General features: G+C 52.8%; 20 protein-coding genes and 5 pseudogenes. 13 read left to right on the top strand and 12 right to left on the bottom strand.

The features are described 5' to 3' along the window. Positions 1–183: 183 nt before the first annotated feature. Positions 184–327, bottom strand: a pseudogene (locus tag V6944_RS22740) (NADPH-dependent FMN reductase); the annotation flags it as partial. Between the two features lie 270 nt (positions 328–597). On the opposite strand from V6944_RS22740, the gene arsR reads away from it, so the two are divergent. From arsR to V6944_RS22700, 8 genes and pseudogenes are all read left to right on the top strand, one after another. Beyond that, on the top strand, positions 598–951 hold the full coding sequence (gene arsR, locus V6944_RS22735; RefSeq protein ID WP_031591996.1) for an As(III)-sensing metalloregulatory transcriptional repressor ArsR: 354 nt from the start codon (positions 598–600) through the stop codon (positions 949–951). A 47-nt stretch (positions 952–998) separates the two neighbouring features. Continuing rightward, complete coding sequence (gene arsD / locus V6944_RS22730; protein WP_031591995.1) at positions 999–1361, top strand: arsenite efflux transporter metallochaperone ArsD; 363 nt, start codon at positions 999–1001, stop codon at positions 1359–1361. Between the two features lie 16 nt (positions 1362–1377). Beyond that, positions 1378–3129, top strand: a complete 1752-nt coding sequence (gene arsA / locus V6944_RS22725) for an arsenical pump-driving ATPase (protein ID WP_333500606.1) — start codon at positions 1378–1380, stop codon at positions 3127–3129. Between the two features lie 46 nt (positions 3130–3175). Then, positions 3176–4465 (top strand): arsenic transporter, encoded by a 1290-nt coding sequence (locus V6944_RS22720; protein WP_031591992.1) that lies wholly within the window; start codon positions 3176–3178, stop codon positions 4463–4465. Between the two features lie 12 nt (positions 4466–4477). Next, positions 4478–4903, top strand: coding sequence for a glutaredoxin-dependent arsenate reductase (gene arsC, locus V6944_RS22715; protein WP_031591991.1), 426 nt, complete (start codon positions 4478–4480; stop codon positions 4901–4903). A 297-nt stretch (positions 4904–5200) separates the two neighbouring features. Continuing rightward, a pseudogene (locus tag V6944_RS22710) lies at positions 5201–6181 on the top strand (IS5-like element ISKpn26 family transposase). A 224-nt stretch (positions 6182–6405) separates the two neighbouring features. Beyond that, positions 6406–7956, top strand: a complete 1551-nt coding sequence (locus tag V6944_RS22705; RefSeq protein ID WP_049041500.1) for a methyl-accepting chemotaxis protein — start codon at positions 6406–6408, stop codon at positions 7954–7956. A gap of 132 nt (positions 7957–8088) precedes the next feature. Then, positions 8089–8793: an IS6-like element IS26 family transposase gene (locus tag V6944_RS22700; protein WP_001067855.1), complete on the top strand. Its 705-nt coding sequence runs from the start codon at positions 8089–8091 to the stop codon at positions 8791–8793. A 62-nt stretch (positions 8794–8855) separates the two neighbouring features. Here the strand turns inward: V6944_RS22700 and V6944_RS22695 are convergent, their stop codons facing one another. The 4 genes from V6944_RS22695 to V6944_RS22680 form a co-directional block, all read right to left on the bottom strand. Further along, on the bottom strand, positions 8856–9944 hold the full coding sequence (locus V6944_RS22695; protein ID WP_000633445.1) for an AAA family ATPase: 1089 nt from the start codon (positions 9942–9944) through the stop codon (positions 8856–8858). A 145-nt stretch (positions 9945–10089) separates the two neighbouring features. Next, a complete protein-coding gene (locus V6944_RS22690; protein WP_000208728.1) occupies positions 10090–11049 on the bottom strand; it encodes a YbgA family protein in 960 nt (319 codons plus the stop codon). Between the two features lie 102 nt (positions 11050–11151). Continuing rightward, positions 11152–11562, bottom strand: a complete 411-nt coding sequence (gene uraH, locus V6944_RS22685) for a hydroxyisourate hydrolase (protein WP_333500605.1) — start codon at positions 11560–11562, stop codon at positions 11152–11154. A gap of 99 nt (positions 11563–11661) precedes the next feature. After that, positions 11662–12387, bottom strand: coding sequence for a MerR family transcriptional regulator (locus V6944_RS22680; RefSeq protein WP_000331736.1), 726 nt, complete (start codon positions 12385–12387; stop codon positions 11662–11664). Between the two features lie 117 nt (positions 12388–12504). On the opposite strand from V6944_RS22680, the pseudogene V6944_RS22675 reads away from it, so the two are divergent. Further along, positions 12505–12834: pseudogene (locus V6944_RS22675) on the top strand (lipocalin family protein); the annotation flags it as partial. A gap of 289 nt (positions 12835–13123) precedes the next feature. On the opposite strand, the gene V6944_RS22670 reads toward V6944_RS22675, so the two are convergent. Beyond that, positions 13124–14146, bottom strand: a complete 1023-nt coding sequence (locus V6944_RS22670) for an IS110 family transposase (RefSeq protein WP_001567660.1) — start codon at positions 14144–14146, stop codon at positions 13124–13126. Between the two features lie 84 nt (positions 14147–14230). Then, positions 14231–14769, bottom strand: a pseudogene (locus tag V6944_RS22665) (Tn3 family transposase); the annotation flags it as partial. An 82-nt stretch (positions 14770–14851) separates the two neighbouring features. Here V6944_RS22665 and tnpA point away from each other — a divergent pair. The 4 genes and pseudogenes from tnpA to V6944_RS22645 form a co-directional block, all read left to right on the top strand. After that, positions 14852–15256: an IS66-like element accessory protein TnpA gene (gene tnpA / locus V6944_RS22660; protein ID WP_003031976.1), complete on the top strand. Its 405-nt coding sequence runs from the start codon at positions 14852–14854 to the stop codon at positions 15254–15256. Then, complete coding sequence (gene tnpB, locus V6944_RS22655) at positions 15253–15600, top strand: IS66 family insertion sequence element accessory protein TnpB (RefSeq protein WP_000612626.1); 348 nt, start codon at positions 15253–15255, stop codon at positions 15598–15600. The genes tnpA and tnpB overlap by 4 nt, the downstream gene beginning before the upstream one ends. 48 nt (positions 15601–15648) lie before the next feature. Next, a complete protein-coding gene (locus V6944_RS22650) occupies positions 15649–17187 on the top strand; it encodes an IS66-like element ISKpn24 family transposase (protein ID WP_333500604.1) in 1539 nt (512 codons plus the stop codon). A gap of 38 nt (positions 17188–17225) precedes the next feature. Next, positions 17226–17351, top strand: a pseudogene (locus V6944_RS22645) (IS3 family transposase); the annotation flags it as partial. Between the two features lie 67 nt (positions 17352–17418). Here the strand turns inward: V6944_RS22645 and V6944_RS22640 are convergent. From V6944_RS22640 to istA, 5 genes are all read right to left on the bottom strand, one after another. Beyond that, positions 17419–18039, bottom strand: coding sequence for a histidine phosphatase family protein (locus V6944_RS22640; protein ID WP_333500603.1), 621 nt, complete (start codon positions 18037–18039; stop codon positions 17419–17421). 268 nt (positions 18040–18307) lie between these two features. After that, positions 18308–18532 carry a hypothetical protein gene (locus tag V6944_RS22635; protein ID WP_123652878.1) on the bottom strand — a complete coding sequence of 75 codons (225 nt, stop codon included), beginning with the start codon at positions 18530–18532 and terminating at the stop codon, positions 18308–18310. A 273-nt stretch (positions 18533–18805) separates the two neighbouring features. Then, positions 18806–19453 carry an alpha/beta hydrolase gene (locus tag V6944_RS22630; protein ID WP_333500602.1) on the bottom strand — a complete coding sequence of 216 codons (648 nt, stop codon included), beginning with the start codon at positions 19451–19453 and terminating at the stop codon, positions 18806–18808. Positions 19454–19730: 277 nt separating this feature from the next. Beyond that, positions 19731–20513, bottom strand: a complete 783-nt coding sequence (gene istB, locus V6944_RS22625) for an IS21-like element ISSen3 family helper ATPase IstB (RefSeq protein ID WP_001531258.1) — start codon at positions 20511–20513, stop codon at positions 19731–19733. After that, entirely contained in the window at positions 20510–21532 is a 1023-nt protein-coding gene (gene istA, locus V6944_RS22620; RefSeq protein ID WP_225710466.1) for an IS21 family transposase, read from the bottom strand. Before istA ends, istB begins: the two co-directional genes overlap by 4 nt. Positions 21533–21673: the final 141 nt, after the last annotated feature.

The following is a 21673-nucleotide window of genomic DNA, read 5'->3' as shown; positions in this document are numbered from 1 at the left end:
ATGAAAGCCTGTCCTCAGCATAGTACCGGGAAGGAGGGAGTGACCATCTCATTAAATATCCCACGTTAAGCCTGTTTTTTAAGCAGGCTTATGTCGTTGCACTCATGCCGATTCAGAGTGGTCCATGTGATAGACGGCTAACGTCGACAATCCTGTCGTACCAGGCTGACGGTTTCATGCGCCCTTCATCATCGAGCTCATGGCACCATGCCTTTCCGGAGAACTCCAGACCATTCCGTCACACCACCTGACCAGTTCGCGGAGTTCAAGCATTTTGGGGGGACTTTCCGGTGTATCATCGGGTAACGGCAAGCCGGATGGGTTAAAGATGGGGTACGCCTGTAAAACGAATCTATGGTGGTTTATTGTACATTGTGTGGTGCTGCCTTACTTATCAGTACCCTGTCGTTAAACTTCTACTTCTACTTCTACTTTTTCTAACAAAGATGAAATTTTTGTCCGCATTTCCCCGGTTCTGTTGTTCCTGTCATTAACCATTGAAGAAGTGTTAACATCAAACAAATTCGATATAACATATGTGTTTTTGACTTCCTGGTTTAGAAGCGCGATACTATTTATTCAACGCAGGAGATCCTAATGTCACCATTTTCAACACTACAACTCTTCAAAAATCTGTCAGATGAAACCCGTCTAGGCATCGTGTTAATGCTCAAAGAGATGGGAGAGCTATGCGTATGTGATCTCTGCACGGCGCTAGAGCAGTCGCAGCCTAAGATCTCCCGTCATCTGGCGATGCTACGTGAAAGCGGATTGTTGCTGGATCGCAAGAATGGGAAATGGGTTCACTACCGCTTATCTCCGCATATTCCTTCATGGGCTGCTCAGGTTATTGAGCAGGCCTGGTTAAGCCAACAGGACGACGTACAGGCCATCGCCCGTAAGCTGGCATCAGCTAACTGCTCTGGTAGCGGCAAAGCTGTTTGTATCTAAAAAATTTTCCTGAACATATATGATTTTTCAAATGTGAGGTGTTCGTGATGAAAACGTTAACGGTGTTTGACCCGGCTATGTGTTGCAGTACCGGTGTCTGCGGTACAGATATCGATCAGGTTCTGGTTGATTTTTCTGCGGATGTGCAGTGGCTAAAACAGCGTGGAATTCAGGTTGATCGTTATAACCTGGCACAGCAACCCATGAGCTTTGTACAGAACGAAAAAGCCAAAGCATTCCTTGAGGCATCCGGGGCTGAAGGGCTTCCATTGTTGTTGCTGGATGGAGAAATGGTGATGGCGGGGCGTTATCCGAAACGTGCAGAGCTGGCCCGCTGGTTCGGAATACCGCTGGAGAAAGTAGGATTAGCATCTAAAAGCTGCTGCGGTGGTAATACTTCTTGTTGCTGAAATGTCAGGAGGACATATGAAATTCTTACAGAATATCCCACCTTACCTGTTTTTTACCGGTAAAGGGGGCGTCGGTAAAACCTCTATTTCCTGTGCCACCGCTATCAGCCTGGCGGAACAAGGCAAGCGGGTTTTGCTTGTCAGCACCGATCCGGCTTCAAACGTAGGCCAGGTGTTCAGCCAGACTATTGGCAATACCATTCTGCCGGTGGCCTCTGTACCGGGTCTTTCAGCGCTGGAAATTGATCCTCAGGCCGCCGCCAAGGAATATCGGGCCAGAATCGTTGATCCTATCAAAGGCATTCTGCCGGATGATGTCGTTAACAGTATTAACGAACAGCTCTCTGGTGCATGTACCACCGAAATTGCAGCTTTTGATGAATTTACCGGTCTGTTGACTGACGCATCATTATTGACCCGCTTTGACCATATTATCTTTGATACCGCGCCAACCGGTCACACTATTCGTCTTCTCCAGTTGCCCGGTGCGTGGAGTAGCTTCATTGAGAGCAATCCTGATGGTGCTTCCTGTCTTGGCCCGATGGCAGGGCTGGAGAAACAGCGTGAGCAGTATTCACACGCCGTCCAGGCATTGTCTGATCCGGATCGTACGAGGCTGGTTTTAGTGGCTCGACTGCAAAAATCAACGCTTCAGGAAGTCGCCCGTACTCATGATGAGCTTGCGGCGATAGGTCTCAAAAATCAGTATCTGGTCATCAACGGCGTGTTACCTGAGACAGAAGCAGTCAACGATACTCTGGCGGCTGCAATATGGGGCCGGGAGCAGGAGGCGCTGGCAAGTCTTCCCGCTGGTCTGGACGCTCTCCCTACTGACACATTATTCCTTCAACCAGTGAATATGGTCGGTGTGTCTGCTTTAAGGGGACTTCTCACCTCCCAACCTGAGACGGCTTCATTTGCTGAAGTGTCCGCCCTGCAAAAACCAGCGATATCGTCGTTGTCTGCTCTGGTTGATGAGATTGCCCTTAATGAACACGGCCTGATTATGCTGATGGGTAAAGGTGGCGTGGGTAAAACAACCATGGCTGCGGCCATTGCAGTCAGACTGGCCGAAATGGGATTTGATGTGCATCTCACGACGTCAGATCCTGCTGCACACCTGAGCACAACCCTCAATGGAAGCCTCAATAACCTGCAGGTCAGCAGAATCGACCCTCATGATGAAACAGAACGTTATCGCCAGCATGTCCTTGAAACGAAAGGACGTGACCTGGATGAAGCAGGGAAACATCTGCTGGAAGAGGATTTACGCTCTCCGTGTACCGAAGAGATTGCTGTGTTCCAGGCCTTCTCACGGGTGATCCGTGAAGCGGGTAAACGGTTTGTCGTCATGGATACGGCACCGACAGGACATACATTGTTGCTGCTTGATGCTACCGGGGCATACCACCGGGAGATAGCAAAGAAAATGGGAGATAAAGGCCATTTCTCTACGCCAATGATGCAGCTTCAGGATCCGGAAAGAACAAAAGTATTACTGATCACTCTGCCGGAAACGACCCCCGTTCTTGAGGCTGCAAATTTACAAGCCGATCTTGAACGTGCCGGGATTCATCCATGGGGCTGGATTATCAATAACAGTCTTTCCATCGCTGAAACCCGTTCACCGCTGCTTCGTCAGCGCTCGCAGCAGGAACTGCCTCAAATCGAGGCTGTAAAGAACCAGCATGCTACCCGTGTTGCACTGGTTCCTGTTCTTGCGGCAGAGCCAACCGGTATAGACAAACTCAAACAGCTCGCAGGTTAATTTTTACTATATACAGGGCAGTCATGCTGCCCTGTCAGGAGGTTTTATGTTACTGGCAGGAGCAATTTTCATCCTGACCATCGTGTTGGTTATCTGGCAGCCGAAGGGGTTAGGGATTGGCTGGAGCGCCATATTTGGCGCAATACTGGCACTCATATCTGGTGTAGTACACATTACCGACATTCTGGTGGTATGGAATATCGTCTGGAACGCCACAGCAACCTTTATTGCCGTGATTATCATCAGTTTGCTGCTGGATGAGTCTGGCTTTTTTGAATGGGCAGCATTGCATGTTTCCCGCTGGGGAAATGGCCGGGGTCGCCTGCTGTTTACTTATATCGTTCTGCTCGGTGCTGCGGTAGCAGCGCTATTTGCCAATGATGGTGCAGCTCTCATCCTGACGCCGATCGTTATTGCCATGTTGCTGGCTCTGGGATTCAGTAAAAGCGCTACGCTGGCATTTGTAATGGCTGCAGGGTTTATTGCCGATACCGCCAGCCTGCCGCTGATTGTGTCGAACCTGGTCAATATTGTTTCTGCTGACTTCTTCCATCTGGGATTCACGGAATATGCCTCCGTGATGGTGCCTGTGGATATTGCCGCCATTATTGCCACGCTGGTGATGCTGCATCTGTTTTTCCGCAAAGATATCCCACCGACCTATGATCTGAACCGACTGAAAGAACCGGCTCTTGCTATCAAAGACCCGGCGACGTTCAGAACTGGCTGGATTGTATTAATCCTTCTGCTGGTAGGTTTTTTTGTGCTTGAGCCGCTGGGTATTCCTGTCAGCGCTATTGCGGCTGTGGGTGCTGCTATCCTCTTTTTCGTGGCTAAAAAAGGTCATGCCATTAACACCGGTAAAGTCCTGCGTGGTGCACCGTGGCAGATTGTGATTTTCTCACTGGGAATGTATCTGGTTGTTTATGGGTTGCGTAATGCCGGGCTGACAGAATACCTCTCTGGCGTATTGAATTTATTTGCAGACAAAGGACTTTGGGCTGCCACATTTGGCACGGGATTCCTGACAGCATTCCTGTCATCCATCATGAACAACATGCCTACTGTATTGATTGGCGCATTGTCGATCGATGGCAGCACCGCATCGGGTGTCATCAAAGAAGCAATGATTTATGCCAATGTCATCGGTTGCGATCTGGGACCTAAAATTACGCCTATTGGTAGCCTGGCAACGCTACTCTGGCTGCATGTACTTTCACAGAAGAACATGACAATCACCTGGGGATACTATTTCCGCACCGGGATTATCATGACTCTGCCTGTGCTGTTTGTAACGCTGGCCGCGCTGGCGCTACGTCTCTCTTTCACTTTGTAATGAGATACTGATATGAGCAACATTACCATTTATCACAACCCAGCCTGCGGCACCTCTCGCAACACGCTTGAGATGATCCGTAACAGCGGTACAGAGCCGACCGTTATTCATTATCTTGAGACACCACCATCACGCGATGAACTGGTTAAACTTATTGCGGATATGGGGATCACAGTACGAGCGCTACTGCGTAAGAATGTCGAACCTTTTGAAGCGTTAGGGCTGGCGGAAGACCGTTTTACTGATGATCAGTTAATCGACTTTATGTTACAGCATCCTATCCTGATTAACCGCCCGATCGTGGTGACGCCACTGGGGACCCGGCTGTGTCGTCCTTCAGAAGTGGTGCTGGATATTCTTCCGGATGCACAGAAACACGCGTTCACCAAAGAAGATGGTGAAAAAGTCGTTGATGATGCAGGTAAACGACTGAAATAAATCCTAAGGGGCATTTGCCCCTTTATATTTTACTTTGCCAGCCACCTTTGATGCTGCTGTTCATGGCGGCATTGTTCTGCCTTTAATGAGTCATGTGCAAAAAGGAGTGATGCCTGTACAAGCTGCATGAGCGCATTAGAGGCGGAACGTTAACCTGATGAATTGACGTATACGAAAGTAAGTATGGAGTTTTTATCGATGTTACATCCGTTTGATATTCTTACCTTAGGGAAGGTGCGAACAAGTTCCTGATATGAGATCATCATATTCATCCGGAGCGCATCCCAGAGGGACATCATGAGCCATCAACTCACCTTCGCCGATAGTGAATTCAGCACTAAGCGCCGTCAGACCCGAAAAGAGATTTTCCTCTCCCGCATGGAGCAGATTCTGCCATGGCAGAATATGACCGCTGTCATCGAGCCGTTTTATCCCAAGGCGGGCAATGGCCGACGGCCCTATCCGCTGGAGACCATGCTGCGTATTCACTGCATGCAGCATTGGTACAACCTGAGCGACGGTGCCATGGAAGATGCCCTGTACGAAATCGCCTCCATGCGCCTGTTTGCCCGATTATCCCTGGATAGCGCCCTGCCGGATCGCACCACCATCATGAATTTCCGCCACCTGCTCGAGCAGCATCAACTGGCCCGTCAATTGTTCAAGACCATCAATCGCTGGCTGGCCGAAGCAGGCGTCATTATGACCCAAGGCACTTTGGTGGATGCCACCATCATTGAGGCACCCAGCTCTACCAAGAACAAAGAGCAGCAACGCGATCCGGAGATGCATCAGACCAAGAAAGGCAATCAGTGGCACTTTGGCATGAAGGCCCACATTGGTGTCGATGCCAAGAGTGGCCTGACCCACAGCCTAGTCACCACCGCGGCCAACGAGCATGACCTCAATCAGCTGGGTAATCTGCTTCATGGAGAGGAGCAATTTGTCTCAGCCGATGCCGGCTACCAAGGAGCGCCACAGCGCGAGGAGCTGGCCGAGGTGGATGTGGACTGGCTGATCGCCGAGCGTCCCGGCAAGGTAAAAACCTTGAAGCAGCATCCGCGCAAGAACAAAACGGCCATCAACATCGAATACATGAAAGCCAGCATCCGTGCCAAGGTGGAGCACCCGTTTCGCATCATCAAGCGGTAGTTCGGCTTCGTGAAAGCCAGATACAAGGGGCTGCTGAAAAACGATAACCAACTGGCGATGTTATTCACCCTGGCCAACCTGTTTCGGGTGGACCAAATGATACGTCAGTGGGAGAGATCTCAGTAAAAACCGGAAATAACGCCAGAAATGGTGGAAAAAATAGCTTAAATAGGCTGATTCGATGTGTTTGCGGAAAAAAAATCGGCCCAGATCCGCGAAATTTTAATCAGCGAGTCAGCTTGGGAAGAAATGACCTGCTTATTCGCACCTTCCCTAAATAAATAACTTTAATTCAATATTAAGGGGCGGATGCCGATAACACTTTAGACCGTTTTATATCTGAGGTAGTTATGTCGTTGAAAAAGTCGTCCCTTGCCATTCTGCTCGCTTTGCTGTTTTTCTTTGTTGCCAGTGCCGCAACCAATGTCTGGCTGGCCATTAAAAGCAATGATTCACTGGATAACGTGAATAAAGAGATCCAGGTGGTGTTATCCATTATCGATCCCATTAACCACAGCCGTACCCTGCGCGTGCGGGTCATGGAGTACATGAAGCAGGCGGAGAGCGGAGATACCGCCGGTCTTGCGGAGAAGCTGGACTCGGTAAAGCTGGCGCTGACCAAGGCCGATGGCGCGTTTGCCGCCTTTAATGCCGCGCCGCGTCTGGCGGATGAAGCTCCGTTAGTGAAAAATTACGACGACGCCTGGCTTGCCTACCGTAATCAGGGACTGGCACCGCTGATTGATGCGGCCTCGGCGCATGACGCGGCAAAATTTGATGCCCTGATCCCGCAGATCTCCCGTCTCGACCGCCAGTACGAAATCGTCCTCGACCAGGTGCTCTCCGTGCACCAGAAATACGCGAAACAGCTGAATGACGATGCGCGATCCCACTTTGCCTCTGGCTTAACCATTATTGCCGCCTTTGCTGCGCTGTTTGTGGTGGTGATTATCGGCGTGAGCGTACTGATGAAGCGGTTTGTCTTTGCCCCGATTAACCTGGCGCGGGCGCACTGCAGCCAGATCGCTGCCGGTCAGCTGACGGAAGCGGTGCCGCAAAAAGCGGGCTCGAACAACGAAATCGATCTGCTGATGGGCTCGATGGAGCAGATGCGTCTGGCCCTGCTGGAGACTATCTCTCAGGTGCGTGAAGCCTGCCGTACCGTCAATTACGCTTCGCAGGAAATTGCCTCCGGCAACATCGATCTGGCCTCGCGTACCGAGCAGCAGGCGTCAGCCCTGACGGAAACCGCCGCCAGCATGGAGCAGCTGAGCGCTACCGTCGCCAATAATACCGACAATGTGTATCAGGCCGGGAAGCTGGTGCAGGATGCGGTGAATAACGCCCGCACGGGGGAGGCCGTGACCCGCGAGGTGATCGAGACCATGAACACCATCGCCGCTAACTCCCAGCGTATCGAAGATATTACCAGCGTGATTAACAGCATCGCCTTCCAGACCAATATTCTGGCGTTGAACGCCGCGGTTGAAGCCGCCCGCGCCGGCACCCAGGGACGGGGATTTGCGGTGGTGGCAACGGAAGTCCGTACCCTGGCGCAGAAGAGCGCCGTGGCGGCGAAGGATATCGAAAACCTGATCGCCCAGTCGGTCTCCAGCGTGAAAAACGGTTCTCAGCTGGTGAATCGCTCGGGGGAGGTGATCCATGCCATTATCAATTCGGTCAATAAGGTGAACGCGCTTATGGAGCAGATCTCGGTGGCGTCGGAAGAGCAGAGCCGTGGCATCGGCCAGGTCGGCCAGGCGGTAACCGAGATGGACGGCGTCACCCAGCAAAACGCCGCCCTGGTGCAGGAGTCCGCGGCCGCGGCCGCCTCGCTGGAAGAGCAGGCGAAACACCTGACCCAGAGCATCGCCAGCTTCAGACTGCCGGAACCGGCATAATTCCTCCCTGTAGCCCTTAATGCCCGGCGGCGCTGCGCTTGCACGGGCCTACGTTTCTGTAGGCCGGGTGGCACTGTTGCAAATAGTCGGTGGTGATAAACTTATCATCCCCTTTTGCTGATGGAGCTGCACATGAACCCATTCAAAGGCCGGCATTTTCAGCGTGACATCATTCTGTGGGCCGTACGCTGGTACTGCAAATACGGCATCAGTTACCGTGAGCTGCAGGAGATGCTGGCTGAACGCGGAGTGAATGTCGATCACTCCACGATTTACCGCTGGGTTCAGCGTTATGCGCCTGAAATGGAAAAACGGCTGCGCTGGTACTGGCGTAACCCTTCCGATCTTTGCCCGTGGCACATGGATGAAACCTACGTGAAGGTCAATGGCCGCTGGGCGTATCTGTACCGGGCCGTCGACAGCCGGGGCCGCACTGTCGATTTTTATCTCTCCTCCCGTCGTAACAGCAAAGCTGCATACCGGTTTCTGGGTAAAATCCTCAACAACGTGAAGAAGTGGCAGATCCCGCGATTCATCAACACGGATAAAGCGCCCGCCTATGGTCGCGCGCTTGCTCTGCTCAAACGCGAAGGCCGGTGCCCGTCTGACGTTGAACACCGACAGATTAAGTACCGGAACAACGTGATTGAATGCGATCATGGCAAACTGAAACGGATAATCGGCGCCACGCTGGGATTTAAATCCATGAAGACGGCTTACGCCACCATCAAAGGTATTGAGGTGATGCGTGCACTACGCAAAGGCCAGGCCTCAGCATTTTATTATGGTGATCCCCTGGGCGAAATGCGCCTGGTAAGCAGAGTTTTTGAAATGTAAGGCCTTTGAATAAGACAAAAGGCTGCCTCATCGCTAACTTTGCAACAGTGCCCTCTGGGAGACTACCCCAGCCTCTCCACCTTCGTTTCTCCTTCCACCATCGACAGCTGATACAGCGAAAACGATCTCTGTTTCTCAATTAAATTCGCCAGTTCCGGCGAGTGGCTGGTCAGCCAAATTTGCGAGTAGCGGCTGGCCTCGGCGATTAAGCTCGCCAGCGCGGGCAGCATCTGCGGATGCAGGCTGTTTTCCGGTTCGTTGAGGGCGATAAAGGCCGGTGGACGCGGGCTTAATAGCGCCACCGCCAGGCACAGAAAACGCAGAGTGCCGTCGGAGAATTCCGCCGGCTCCAGCGGTCTGCTTAGCCCTTCACGCTGCATCATCATCCGGAAGCGTCCGCCGGTGTTGTCGCTGTAAAACACGCAGCCGGGGAAGGCCTGGTCGAGGATGCGCATCAGCAGCAGCTCGTCGCCAATTTCCACGATGGTCTGAAACGCCGCCGCCAGGTTTGCGCCGTCGCTGGCCAGCACTGGGGAGCGGAAACCGACCTGAGGCGCGCGCATGGCCGAGCCGATTGATACAGAAAACTCCTGATAAAAGCGCCAGTTACGCAGCGACTCGCGCATCTGCGACACTTCCGGGTAAAGATGCGGCTCGCCAAGCTGGCCGAACACCGATTCGTTCTCATACAGCGTGCCGCTGTGGGTGACTTTCTCGTGATGCACGTTGTTCAGAAATACGGCCTGATTTTTACGCTTCATCAGCTGTGACGACGGGCGGCGGTATTGACCACTCAGCCAGATGGACTCTTCTTTGATCACCGGATCGAGTTGAAACTGTGAGGGGTAAGGCAGTTTTTCGACAAAGCCTACCTGCAGCTCGTATTCGTAGGTTTCGGTTTCAACGGCCAAATTCATCCGCCGCAGCTGGTCGCTGCGGGTTTTGCCTGCCCAGAACACTTTTAAAATCCCACCCTCGTTCGCCAGTGCCTGCGAAAACTGCCCCTGTGCGGCGCTGTGCATCAGGTGGATCGCCTTGTAGATATTGGATTTTCCGGTGCCGTTTGGGCCAAAGACGATGTTGAGCTGTTCCAGCTCCAGCGACATTTCGCGAATCGAGCGGTAGTTTTGAATGTGCAGGGTGGTGATCACAGGCAGTCCCTTTTTGCGTTACAATCCTGTACATAATTACAGTCTTTTGTGTGGAATGCAAAAAAGAGACGACAGTGAGGGTGTCGTCTAAACGGGGTACTGCTTTGGGCCTCTGTGGGTCAAACGGGCCTTCGCATTTTTATCGTCAGGTTACTGCCAGACGCAGACCCAAATCATCAGGATAGGGATCAAAGTAGTTTTGCGTCATCAGATACCGGTCAGGGTATTCGGCCATGTAGTGTTTCAGTAGCGTCAACGGCGCGAGGATGGGTAGCAGCCCGTCGCGATAGTGCAGGATCACATCGCGCAGCTCGACGCGCTGGCGGCTGTTCAGCTGGTTACGGAAATAGCCCTGGATATGCATTAGCACGTTGGTATGGTTTTTCCGCGAGGCGGGCTTTTTCAGGATGGTCATCAGCTTTTCGCGGTACGCCACGAAGAACGCGTCCAGATCTTCCCATTCATGCAGCGACGCAACGAACGGGCCAATCTCGCGGTAGCCCGCCTGATGGTGCGCCAGAAGCTGCAATTTATAGCGGCTGTGGAAATCCAGCAGCGCGCGGCGCGTCAGGCCTTTAGCGCGCAGCGTGTTCAGCTCGTGCAGGGCAAATACCCGCTCGATAAAGTTTTCCCGCAGCACCGGGTCGTGCAGCCGACCGTCTTCCTCCACGGGCAGCCACGGGTAGGTTTCAAGCAGGGCGGCGGTGAACAGCCCGACACCCTCCTTGCGGCCCCGGTTGCCGTTTTCATCATATAGCCGCACGCGTTCCATGCCGCAGCTTGGCGATTTCGCGCAGACGATAAATCCCGACAGATCGCCGATTTTTGGCAGATAGTCCGCCGTAAAGTCGGCCATTTTCTGCGTTATATCATCATGGGGCGGCTTGCTGAAGCGGAGCTGCGTTTCGCCGCTGTCCGTCAGCGTCAGGCGTATGGCCGGGCGTGGCGTCGGCAGGCCAATCGCCATTTCCGGGCAGACGGGCCTGAAACTCACCCACTGGGCCAGTTCATCCATGACAAAGCCCATACGCTTGTGTCCGCCGTCGAAGCGAACGGCAGACCCGGTCAAACATCCGCTAATACCGAGCACAGGTTTTGTTGTCATGGTGTGGTCCTCCCGTTCTTCTCTTTAAAACTTACACAACATGACTAATTTGTCCAAGTATTAGCGGAATTATTTTTTATTTGCCTTTAAAATCAACGTTTCTTAACTGCCCTTGTAAGTTGAATAACCGTATTGGCTCAGCAGGAGAGGGATGTGCAGCTTTTCGTTGGTCCGGGTTACGGTGAACAGCATCGGGATCTCCGGGAAGAAGGAGTCCAGCTTCTTCCCGTGGAAGTAATCTGCGGTTTTAAAGGCCACTTTATAGACGCCGGGCTGCATATCCTGATCCTCCGGATAAAGCGATTTGATGCGGCCGTCATGGTCAGTTTTGCCGCTGGCAATTGGGGTCCATTTGTCCTGCTGCTGTTTTTCCAGCGTGACGGTAACGTCCGATGGCGGCATCCCGGTTTGCTGGTCAAGAATGTGTACGCTCAGCGTGCCGGCAGGGGCGCTAAAGGCGGCAGGGGCAAAGGCCAGGGTGGTCAGCATCAGCAGAGAGGCAGTTTTTTTCATTGTGTTTTCCTGTGGGGTTGTCGGTCACAGGAAAACGTTAGCATTTGTGGCGCGGGAAAATATTCAACTTTTCGTGAAGATTCCCGCAGGAGAAAATGATTAGAGGATAATCACTTCAAGCGATACCTGCTGCTGCCACTGCTCGATCTGCTTTTTGCGCGCGGCGGTGAGTTTACCGCGCGTGACCAGAAGCCAGTGGCGGTCCGGGAAAATCTCCGGGGCCAGCGTGGCGGGCGGCGTGGGTAAAATATCGATACGGTGGCCTTGCCCGGTGCGGGTTAAGGCTTCGAGCCAGACTTCGCACGGGTCATTCAGGTTCCAGCCGCTGAGCAGGATGTTGTCGCCCGGCGCTTTTTTATCGCCTTCCAAGCAAAACGAGGTGTAGGCGATGATGATGCCGTCGAGGATCTCCCGCAGGGTCATGGCGGCGGCGACGTTTGCCGACACCTGACTGCGCAGCGGACGCAGCACGTTCGCGACCAGTTCTGGTCTTGGGTACTCGCGTCCTGCGTCGTAAATCATCTGACGCAGGGACTCGATTTTGCCGTCCTGCAGGCGCTGTAACATGCTCTGCTGCAGCGTGAGCCAGTTGTTGGTCAGGCGCGACGTAGGGCGCTCCAGCAGCGGTTTGACCTGGCCAATCGGGACGCCTTTTTTTACCCAGTCGAGGATTTTTAGCGCCTGCTGGACGTCCTCATCGCTGTACTGGCGGTGGCCGCCCTCCGTGCGCTGAGGCTTGAGTAAGCCGTAGCGCCGCTGCCAGGCCCGCAGCGTGGTGGCGGTGATCCCGCTGAGTCTGGCGAATTCGCCGATGGAGTAAGCCATGTCCGTGTCCAGAGTTGAGGAATACTCTCAATATACTACGAATTTTCGCGGATGGGATGAAGCGCCGCCGCGGTGCACTACACTTAATTTCCAACCGTGCAAATGAAAGGAATTCTCATGAAGCTATGGCCTGTTGTGACCGGTGTTGCCATTGCCCTGACGCTGGTAGCCTGTAAATCCCCTACCCCACCGAAGGGCGTGCAGCCCATTTCCGGTTTTGACGCCAGCCGCTATCTTGGCAAATGGTACGAAGTCGCTCGCCTGGAAAACCGCTTTGAACGCGGCCTGGAGCAGGTTACCGCCACCTACGGCAAGCGCAGCGACGGCGGCATCAGCGTGCTTAACCGCGGCTACGACCCTGTGAAGAACAAGTGGAATGAGAGCGAGGGTAAAGCCTACTTTACCGGCGAACCGACCACGGCCGCGCTGAAGGTGTCCTTCTTGGGGTCAGTTTGGATATAGAGAATTATTGTACTATAAGGGCTTCCCCGGCATGTCAACGCCGGTGTTTACGGTTTCTGTCTGCACTATAGTAAAAAAATAAAGGGGAGAGACTGCGGTACTATAAACGGTCATGATGAATCGTCATCGATTCGGACCCTGATGAAAGACGCTCGTGAGGCTCTAGTTCGTTAGTCGGGTACACTTGCCCTGTACAATAAGCAGATATACCTCACGGGGTCTAACCCTTTATCATCAACGAGTTGCAGAACAGATGGTCATACAGCTTTGTACTTTAGCTGGCTGAGTACAACCTGAAATCATCACCGTAATGCAATGATGCCCAGCACAGTCTTGCATTTTTGGCAGCGATGGCAACAACAGCGCGCCAGTATCCTCTGCGTTCGACCAGTGAGCAGACCCAACGACTGAATAAATCAGTCCTTTTCTCCGCCCCGATCAGTACCGAGCGGGCACCCTGAACCAGAAGTGTTCTCAGATACGAATCGCCAGCTTTCGTTATCCTGCCAAGCTTCGACTTTCCGCCGCTGCTGTACTGCGATGGTGTCAGTCCCAGCCAGGCTGCCAGCTGGCGCCCATTCTTAAAATCATGTGCATTACCGATACTGGCGACCAGCGCACAGGCCGTTGTGGGGCCAACGCCCTTCAATTCCATCAGCCGCTGACTGCGATGATCTGTTTTGGCCATGCGGGACAAAATTCGGTCATATTCAGCGATGTTATCTTCAATGCGAGCAACGTGCTCCAGCAAATCATCAACACATTGCTGAACCTGAAGTGGTAAAGAATTCTTCTGCTCAAAAACTATGTGGCGCAGGGCATCTGTACTTTGTGGGGCGATAACGCCGAATTCAGATATCAACCCCCGGAGACGATTATATGTTGCTGTTTTCTCTTCGATAAAACCCTGTCGGGTACGATGCAGACACTGCATTGCCTGCTGGCTCTCATCCTTAACCGGCACAAACCGCATATGTGGGCGACGAACCGCCTCGCAGATAGCCTGAGCATCAGCTGCATCATTTTTCCCTGATTTACCAGCCATGCGGTAAGGCGATACAAATTTAGCGGCCATCAGACGCGGCTCATGACCATACTGCCGAAACAGTCTTGCCCAGTAATGAGCCCCGGAGCACGCCTCCATCCCGATAACACAGGGCGGCAAACCAGCAATCAGCCCGGGAAGAGCTGCGCGGGTTACTCTGGATTTAACCAGAACGGTTTTGCCATTCTGGTCAACGCAATGAACAGCGAACACATTTTTAGCAAGATCGATACCGACAGTAGTAATGGTCATAACGAATCCCTCCGGGGTTGTGTTTACCCCATGATTGCACAAGAGTTAATCAGGCGCATAATCAGGGGAAGTCCCTTCCATTCGTTAAGGTTGTTTTTTGACCTTTCTACTTTAGCGGGCCTCAGCCGACGAAACCTACCGGAAGCCGGTATCCGGTTGCTTTTCCAGATGTAATCGCCTGTCAGATTGATATGCTCCCAGCCTAGTGGAGACAAATGCGACAGCAGTTGTTCGTTGATCTTTAGTCCCTTACGCTTCAGGGCATCGATCGCCCTTTCCATATACATAGTATTCCACAGCGAGATCGCAGCCGTCAGCAGCGTCAGTCCACTGGCGCGATAGCTCTGATTTTCCGGCTTCCTGTCCCTGATTTCTCCCAGCCGGTGCATAAATACCGCCCGCGCCAGTGCGTTACGTGCCTCACCCTTATTCAGCCCCGCCTGTACCCGCCGACGCAGTGCAGGATCGCGGAACCAGTCGAGCATAAACAGCGTTCGCTCAATGCGGCCAATTTCTCTCAGTGCTTTGGCAAGTCCGTTTTGCTTGGGGTAGCTGGCTAGCTTTTTCAGCATCAGGGATGCTGTCACGGTTCCCTGCTTTATCGAGGTCGCCAGACGCAGCACTGTAAGCGTCGTCTCAGCACCGTCTGGCAGATCCTGAAATTCCTGAGAGGATAATGGACACCAAATATGGTGGACGCTATCCATGAAATCATTAACCGCAGTGCGTAAAAAAAGCCCTAATTATCCCGTTGAGTTCAAAATCAAAATGGTTGAACTCTCGCATCGACCAGAGATCTCCGTAGCGCAACTCGCTCGTGAGCATGGGATCAACGATAATTTGCTGTTCAAGTGGCGCCAGTACTGGCGCGAAGGAAAACTACGTCCTCCTTCAACAACAGAAAACAACGTGCCTGAGCTGCTCCCGATAACACTTGATGCCGAAGATGTTGTCCCTGCAACCTCCCCCCGGTCACAACCTGTAGCTGCTGCGGCACCTGAATCACTCAATATCAGCTGTGAAGTGACGTTCCGGCACGGATCACTCCGTCTGAATGGTGCCATCAGCGAAAATATCCTGAACCTGCTGATACGGGAGCTCAAACGTTGATCCCATTACCATCAGGGACAAAGATCTGGCTGGTCGCTGGCATCACCGATATGAGAAACGGCTTCAACGGCCTGGCGGCAAAGGTGCAGACGACGCTGAAAGACGATCCGATGTCAGGTCACGTTTTTATCTTCCGTGGGCGTAATGGCAGTCAGGTAAAGCTCCTCTGGTCTACCGGCGATGGACTGTGTCTGCTGACCAAACGGCTGGAGCGCGGCCGCTTCGCCTGGCCGTCAGCCCGGGATGGCAAAGTGTTCCTCACACCGGCACAGCTGGCGATGCTCCTTGAAGGTATCGACTGGCGGCAGCCTAAAAGACTGCTTACGTCACTGACTATGTTGTAGGCCTCTTTATCCTGGTCGACGCTGAATGAGCCTGGTAATATACCCGGTATGAACAGCTTACTTCCTGACGATATCGATGAACTGAAACGTCTCCTTGCCGAACAGGAGGCGCTGAACCGTGCCCTTCTGGAAAAGCTGAACGAGCGTGAACGCGAAATAGATCACCTGCAGGCGCAACTGGATAAGCTGCGCCGGATGAACTTCGGCAGCCGCTCCGAAAAAGTCTCCCGCCGTATCGCGAAGATGGAAGCCGACCTTAAGCAGTTGCAGAAAGAAAGCGATACCCTTACCGGCCGGGTGGATGACCCGGCCGTGCAGCGCCCGCTGCGACAGACCTGTACCCGCAAACCGTTCCCTGAATCACTTCCCCGTGACGAAAAACGGCTGCTGCCGGCAGCGTCATGCTGCCCGGAATGTGGTGGTGCGCTGAGTTACCTGGGTGAAGATGCCGCCGAACAGCTGGAGCTGATGCGCAGCGCCTTCCGGGTTATCCGGACAGTACGTGAAAAGCATGCCTGTACTCAGTGTGATGCCATCGTGCAGGCCCCCGCGCCTTCACGGCCCATCGAGCGGGGTATCGCAGGACCGGGGCTGCTGGCCCGCGTGCTGAGTTCAAAGTATGCAGAGCACACCCCGCTGTACCGCCAGTCTGAAATATACGGCCGCCAGGGTGTGGAGCTGAGCCGCTCACTGCTGTCGGGCTGGGTGGATGCGTGTTGCCGGCTACTGTCACCGCTGGAAGGGGCGCTTCAGGACTATGTGCTGACTGACGGTAAGCTCCATGCTGATGACACGCCTGTCCCGGTGCTGTTGCCAGGTAATAAGAAAACGAAGACCGGGCGGTTGTGGACGTACGTTCGTGACGACCGTAACGCCGGGTCAGAGCTGGCGCCGGCAGTGTGGTTCGCTTACAGCCCGGACAGAAAAGGTATCCACCCGCAGAGCCATCTCGCTGGCTTCAGCGGTGTTCTGCAGGCGGATGCGTACGCCGGGTTCAACGAACTGTACCGCAATGGACAGATAACGGAAGCTGCCTGCTGGGCTCATGCCCGCCGCAAGATCCACGATGTGCACGTTCGCACCCCGTCAGCGCTGACGGAGGAAGCCCTGAAACGGATCGGTGAGTTATATGCCATCGAGGCGGAAATAAGGGGGATGCCGGCGAAGCGACGCCTTGCAGAACGTCAGCAAAAAGCTAAACCGCGGCTGAAATCCCTGGAAAGCTGGCTGCGTGAAAAGGTGAAAACGCTGTCGCGACACTCAGAACTGGCGAAAGCGTTCACGTACGTACTGAACCAGTGGCCGGCGCTGGCTTACTATACTGACGACGGCTGGGCCGAGGCAGATAACAACATAGCTGAGAATGCGCTACGGATGGTCAGCCTGGGCCGCAAAAACTACCTGTTCTTCGGTTCGGATCATGGAGGAGAGCGGGGAGCGCTGCTGTACAGCCTGATCGGGGCATGCAAACTGAACGGAGTGGAGCCAGAAAGCTACCTTCGCCATGTGCTTGATGTTATAGCTGACTGGCCGATAAACCGGGTCAGCGAACTACTCCCCTGGCGCGTAGCACTGCCAACTGAATAACACATCCCCGTCAATACGGTTCTCGCTGCACGCTTACGATCAAAGACTATATCGTCGGGTATTACAGCTCGCTAAGGCCGCATGACTATAACGGTGGATTACCACCAAACGAATCGGAAAGTCGATACTGGAAAAACTCTAAAGCGGTGGCCAGTTTTTGTTGACCACTTCATGATGCTTAAATAATGATGACTCTGGCAGGATGGGTTTTCAATGATTGAAAGGTGGCCACTAATTCAGGTGACGTAAATGTGTAGCAATCCCCCACTTTAGGCCGATACATTTTCCATTAATCAGGTCGATAACAGAATAACTTGCATTGGGGTGAGCATAGCGAGGGAAACTATTGACAGTCCCTTCTTTAAGAATTGCCAGAGTGCCCTGACTGACATGCCCGTGAGACACAATACATATTGTTTGTTGATGTGATGAGGTATCTTCCAGGTTTTGTAAAAAACGCATAATTCGCTGAGAAGCATGCGCCAGTGACTCCCCCCCGGGTGGACAATACTCTGCATCAAGCCTGAATAACGCATTTGCATCGTTCGGATGTTTTTGCCTGAGGAGTTCTAACGGCATACCTTCAAACTGACCAAAGGCCTGCTCTTTAAGGGCCGGTTCAGCCGTCAGTAAACAGCGAAAGTGTTCAGCCAGGCTTTGCCCCATTTGCCAGGCACGTCCAAGCGGAGAAGCGTAAACACGCTCTATTTGATACTCACCTGCACTAAACGCTGCCAGTAGGGCGGATGTTTCACGCAAGCCCAGACAGGTCAAGGAACTATCGCTGTGCCCCTGAATAATTCCTTCCAAATTCCACTCTGTTTCTGCGTGTCGAACAAGTATCAATTTCATCGTAGCGGGCCATGCTCGTTGTTGATCAAAATGCCCCAACTGCGCGATGTCAAACACATACCGTTGAAGCAGCGGAAGGCTTTCCTGTTTTGGAAATAATGAACAAGTGTAGCTTATTGCCGTTATGCAGCGGCACTGGGTGTGAGACGCTGAATTTTATCCGTAGGTTACTGCTGCTTTTGGCACAATGGGGACATTCTCAACTGCTACCGCTGAAGCACAACCACAGGCTCGGACAATCCGGTGTCTCTGTCTAGGCCTGTGGTATCTATCTCATTAATAACTGAATTAGCTGAACTAAGATATATGCTGTCGCTGCCACTTTTATTGCCCGGAATCCCCATCTGAGATAGCGCCATTCATGGTGTTCTCTGGAATCAGCTTCTTCAATCGCGGGATCAGAGTATTTTTGTTTCTTTGTCCTGAATTCATCAATTACCCACAGGACGAGAATAATGATAATGATGGATTTCTGGAGTATGGAATTATCCACAAAGAGTGACTCCGATCTGCTCGCTGATAAAAGCAAAATAGATGAATAACTTTCACATAGCCACCACTAAATGTAGGGGTAAGATTAATTTTTGTCCTGTTCGGACTTTGAAGTGATTCTGTCCTTCGTAGATTTTTCCACTGATGATGCACAATCTGTACTGCGAAATATCAGATCGCAGCTTTGAGCGAGGAGCTGACGAATGCTTTAAAGCATGCTGAACTCTTTAAAAGTAAATCGTTTTTTGGCAGGACACTGAGAGCAGAGCTGCTGTTACTTTTCGGGAAAAGGTGAGTTGTGGATCAGGAAAAGCTCAATCGAGTCGATTAAACCGGGAGCTAAGGGGAGCGCGGGCTCAGCGTATGACGCGATATTAGCCTTGTGATCGTCCGAAGTCACCTCTTTCATTACATGGTTCATATCGGGCAGTATAACCAGGGACACTTGAGGATTCGCGGCCTTAAGCAGTCTTGCATCTGTTTCTTCCACCTGGAGATCGCGTTGCCCTTGTAGCACTAAAACGGGTTTGGAAATACTCGAAATGAGATGACCAGGATTATATGAAAATGCATTGATCAAAACCCCCTGAATAGCAGGATTAAAGAGACTTTGCAGTGCTGGGTGCATATTCGTAATATCGACTCGCCGCCGGTGCTCCAGAGCATCAATTATCGGTAGTGCCTGCCTTAATAGCATTTCGTTTTCCGGATTAGCGTTAAGTTGCCCCTTCAACACCTTGCCCATCGGCCTCCCGGGCGTTGCGATGAGAACTACGCCGCACACATCCTCTTCTTGAGCCGAGGCAAGTGCGACTACGCCCCCTTCGCTGTGTCCTAAAATCCAAATTCGAGGAGTATTCATGTGACGTCTAAGCACGTCTACCCAGGATCGAACGTCGTCAACATAGTCAGCAATCGTCACCGCATTAGCATCCTGGGGTCCGCTTGGAAAACGGAATCTATGGTCACTCCCGTTTTTGCAACACCGATTTTGACGATAAATTGGCTTGCTTGAATCTATCCGGCGTCTGAATGGGATTTTATTCCCGCGCCTCGATGAGTTCCGCGCCTGATGAACCTCCAGAAAATATACGGCTTCAATGAGCCTTTCCGTTTTACAGGTTCCTCAACTGTCAACAACGGGTAAAAAGTGATCCACTTACCGTCACCACCAACGGTCTAATATTGATCCACCTTGTTTACTCAGGATTAGCTTCCGCTATAACCCCGGCCTTTCGTTTTTGCTTCAGCCGATAGCTCTCTCCTTTTATCTGGACTACGTGTGAGTGATGTAAGATCCGGTCCAGCATCGCCGATGTCAGGGCTGCATCCCCGGCGAACGTCTGGTCCCACTGCCCGAACGGCAGGTTAGAAGTCAGGATCATCGCACTCTTCTCGTAACGTTTGGCGATGACCTGGAAGAACAGCTTGGCTTCCTCCTGACTGAACGGCAGATAGCCTATTTCGTCGATGATGAGCAGCTTCGGGGCCATGACTCCGCGATTGAGTGTCGTTTTGTAACGCCCCTGACGCTGGGAAGTTGACAGCTGTAACAGCAGGTCCGCTGCTGTTGTGAAGCGAACCTTGATGCCGGCCCGTACTGCTTCGTAACCCATGGCTATCGCCAGATGTGTTTTTCCCACGCCCGAGGGGCCCAGTAACACGATGTTTTCGTTACGTTCGATGAAGCTCAGGGAGCGCAGCGACTGGATTTGCTTCTGCGGTGCGCCGGTGGCGAAGGTGAAGTCGTATTCCTCGAACGTCTTCACCGCCGGGAAGGCTGCCATCCGCGTGTACATCGCCTGTTTACGCTGATGCCGGGCCAGTTTCTCCTCATGTAGCAGGTGCTCCAGGAAGTCCATGTAGCTCCATTCCTGATCCACTGCCTGTTGCGACAGTGCTGGCGCCGCGCCGATAAGGCTGTCCAGTTGGAGTTGTTCGGCAAGCACCATCAGCCGTTGATGTTGCAGTTCGACCATCATGCAGCTCCTCTGCAGAACGTGTCATAGATGGACAGCGGATGATGCAACGGCTGCCTGTCGAAGGTCACCAGGCTTTCGTCGACCTGCACGTCATACTGTTTTTTCTCCGGTGGCAGTGCCAGCATGGATTGCTGTTCCTCCACCCAGCGATCACAGGGGCGGGTCTGGATAGTTTCATGCTTCCGTTGATTGGCCACATCGTACAACCAGCGCAGGCCGTAACGGTTTGCGGTTTCAACATCGACGGTGATCCCCATCGGGCGCAGGCGCGTCATTAACGGGATGTAGAAGCTGTTGCGGGTGTACTGCACCATACGCTCCACCTTGCCTTTAGTCTGTGCCCTGAAGGGGCGACACAGCCGGGGAGAGAAGCCCATCTCTTTGCCGAACTGCCACAGGGAAGGATGGAAGCGGTGCTGTCCGGTCTGGTAAGCATCTCGCTGGAGCACCACCGTTTTCATATTGTCGTACAGAACTTCCCGCGGTACACCGCCGAAGAAGCTGAACGCATTGCGGTGACAGGCTTCCAGCGTGTCGTAGCGCATGTTGTCGGTGAACTCGATGTAAAGCATTCTGCTGTACCCCAGAACAGCAACGAACACATGCAGGGGTGACTTGCCGTTTCGCATGGTTCCCCAGTCAACCTGCATCTGCCGCCCGGGCTCGGTTTCGAAGCGAACGACCGGCTCTGCCTGTACGGGGAGTGTCTGCGAACGGATGAACTCCCTCAGGATAGTCAGCCCCCCGCGATAGCCCAGTTCCATGATTTCCCTGGCAATAACGGTAGCCGGGATTTTGTAGGGATGCGCATCGCTGATCCGCTTACAGATATAATCGCGATATTCATCAAGCAGTGATGATGATGCCGGGCGTGGTGAATACTGCGGCTTTTCAGATTTGGCTTTCAGGTGGCTGCGGACAGTATTGCGCGAAATACCCAGTTCCCTGGCGATGGCCCGGATACTCATTCCCCGCTTGTGCAGGACTTTAATTTCCATACGAATCTCAAAAGTGATCATAAGCTCCCCTGTATTCAGAGGAGCAGATTAACCCCTGGATCAATTTTCAACCGCTGGGGTGGATCAGTTTTGCACCGTTGGTAACATCAACAGGCCGGTGGGCCGTTAGTATCATCAATATCAGTATTCGCAAAACCAGAT

It is taken from the genome of Kluyvera sp. CHPC 1.2972 (assembly GCF_036759925.1).
Taxonomy (GTDB): Bacteria; Pseudomonadota; Gammaproteobacteria; order Enterobacterales; family Enterobacteriaceae; genus Kluyvera.
The sequence above is the reverse complement of the archived record's forward strand: the minus strand, read 5'-3'. Positions and strand labels throughout refer to the sequence as shown.

Excerpts from the sequence above, each read along its gene's own strand:
- V6944_RS22705 (WP_049041500.1), top strand. The coding sequence starts at position 6,406 with ATGTCGTTGAAAAAGTCGTCCCTTGCCATTCTGCTCGCTTTGCTGTTT.
- V6944_RS22670 (WP_001567660.1), bottom strand. The coding sequence starts at position 14,146 with ATGACCATTACTACTGTCGGTATCGATCTTGCTAAAAATGTGTTCGCT.
- V6944_RS22650 (WP_333500604.1), top strand. The coding sequence starts at position 15,649 with ATGAACAGCTTACTTCCTGACGATATCGATGAACTGAAACGTCTCCTT.
- V6944_RS22680 (WP_000331736.1), bottom strand. The coding sequence starts at position 12,387 with ATGGCTTACTCCATCGGCGAATTCGCCAGACTCAGCGGGATCACCGCC.
- istA (WP_225710466.1), bottom strand. The coding sequence starts at position 21,532 with ATGATCACTTTTGAGATTCGTATGGAAATTAAAGTCCTGCACAAGCGG.
- V6944_RS22640 (WP_333500603.1), bottom strand. The coding sequence starts at position 18,039 with ATGAAATTGATACTTGTTCGACACGCAGAAACAGAGTGGAATTTGGAA.
- arsA (WP_333500606.1), top strand. The coding sequence starts at position 1,378 with ATGAAATTCTTACAGAATATCCCACCTTACCTGTTTTTTACCGGTAAA.
- istB (WP_001531258.1), bottom strand. The coding sequence starts at position 20,513 with ATGATGGTCGAACTGCAACATCAACGGCTGATGGTGCTTGCCGAACAA.
- V6944_RS22690 (WP_000208728.1), bottom strand. The coding sequence starts at position 11,049 with ATGACAACAAAACCTGTGCTCGGTATTAGCGGATGTTTGACCGGGTCT.
- V6944_RS22700 (WP_001067855.1), top strand. The coding sequence starts at position 8,089 with ATGAACCCATTCAAAGGCCGGCATTTTCAGCGTGACATCATTCTGTGG.
- tnpA (WP_003031976.1), top strand. The coding sequence starts at position 14,852 with ATGAAATCATTAACCGCAGTGCGTAAAAAAAGCCCTAATTATCCCGTT.
- arsC (WP_031591991.1), top strand. The coding sequence starts at position 4,478 with ATGAGCAACATTACCATTTATCACAACCCAGCCTGCGGCACCTCTCGC.
- uraH (WP_333500605.1), bottom strand. The coding sequence starts at position 11,562 with ATGAAAAAAACTGCCTCTCTGCTGATGCTGACCACCCTGGCCTTTGCC.
- arsD (WP_031591995.1), top strand. The coding sequence starts at position 999 with ATGAAAACGTTAACGGTGTTTGACCCGGCTATGTGTTGCAGTACCGGT.
- V6944_RS22720 (WP_031591992.1), top strand. The coding sequence starts at position 3,176 with ATGTTACTGGCAGGAGCAATTTTCATCCTGACCATCGTGTTGGTTATC.
- arsR (WP_031591996.1), top strand. The coding sequence starts at position 598 with ATGTCACCATTTTCAACACTACAACTCTTCAAAAATCTGTCAGATGAA.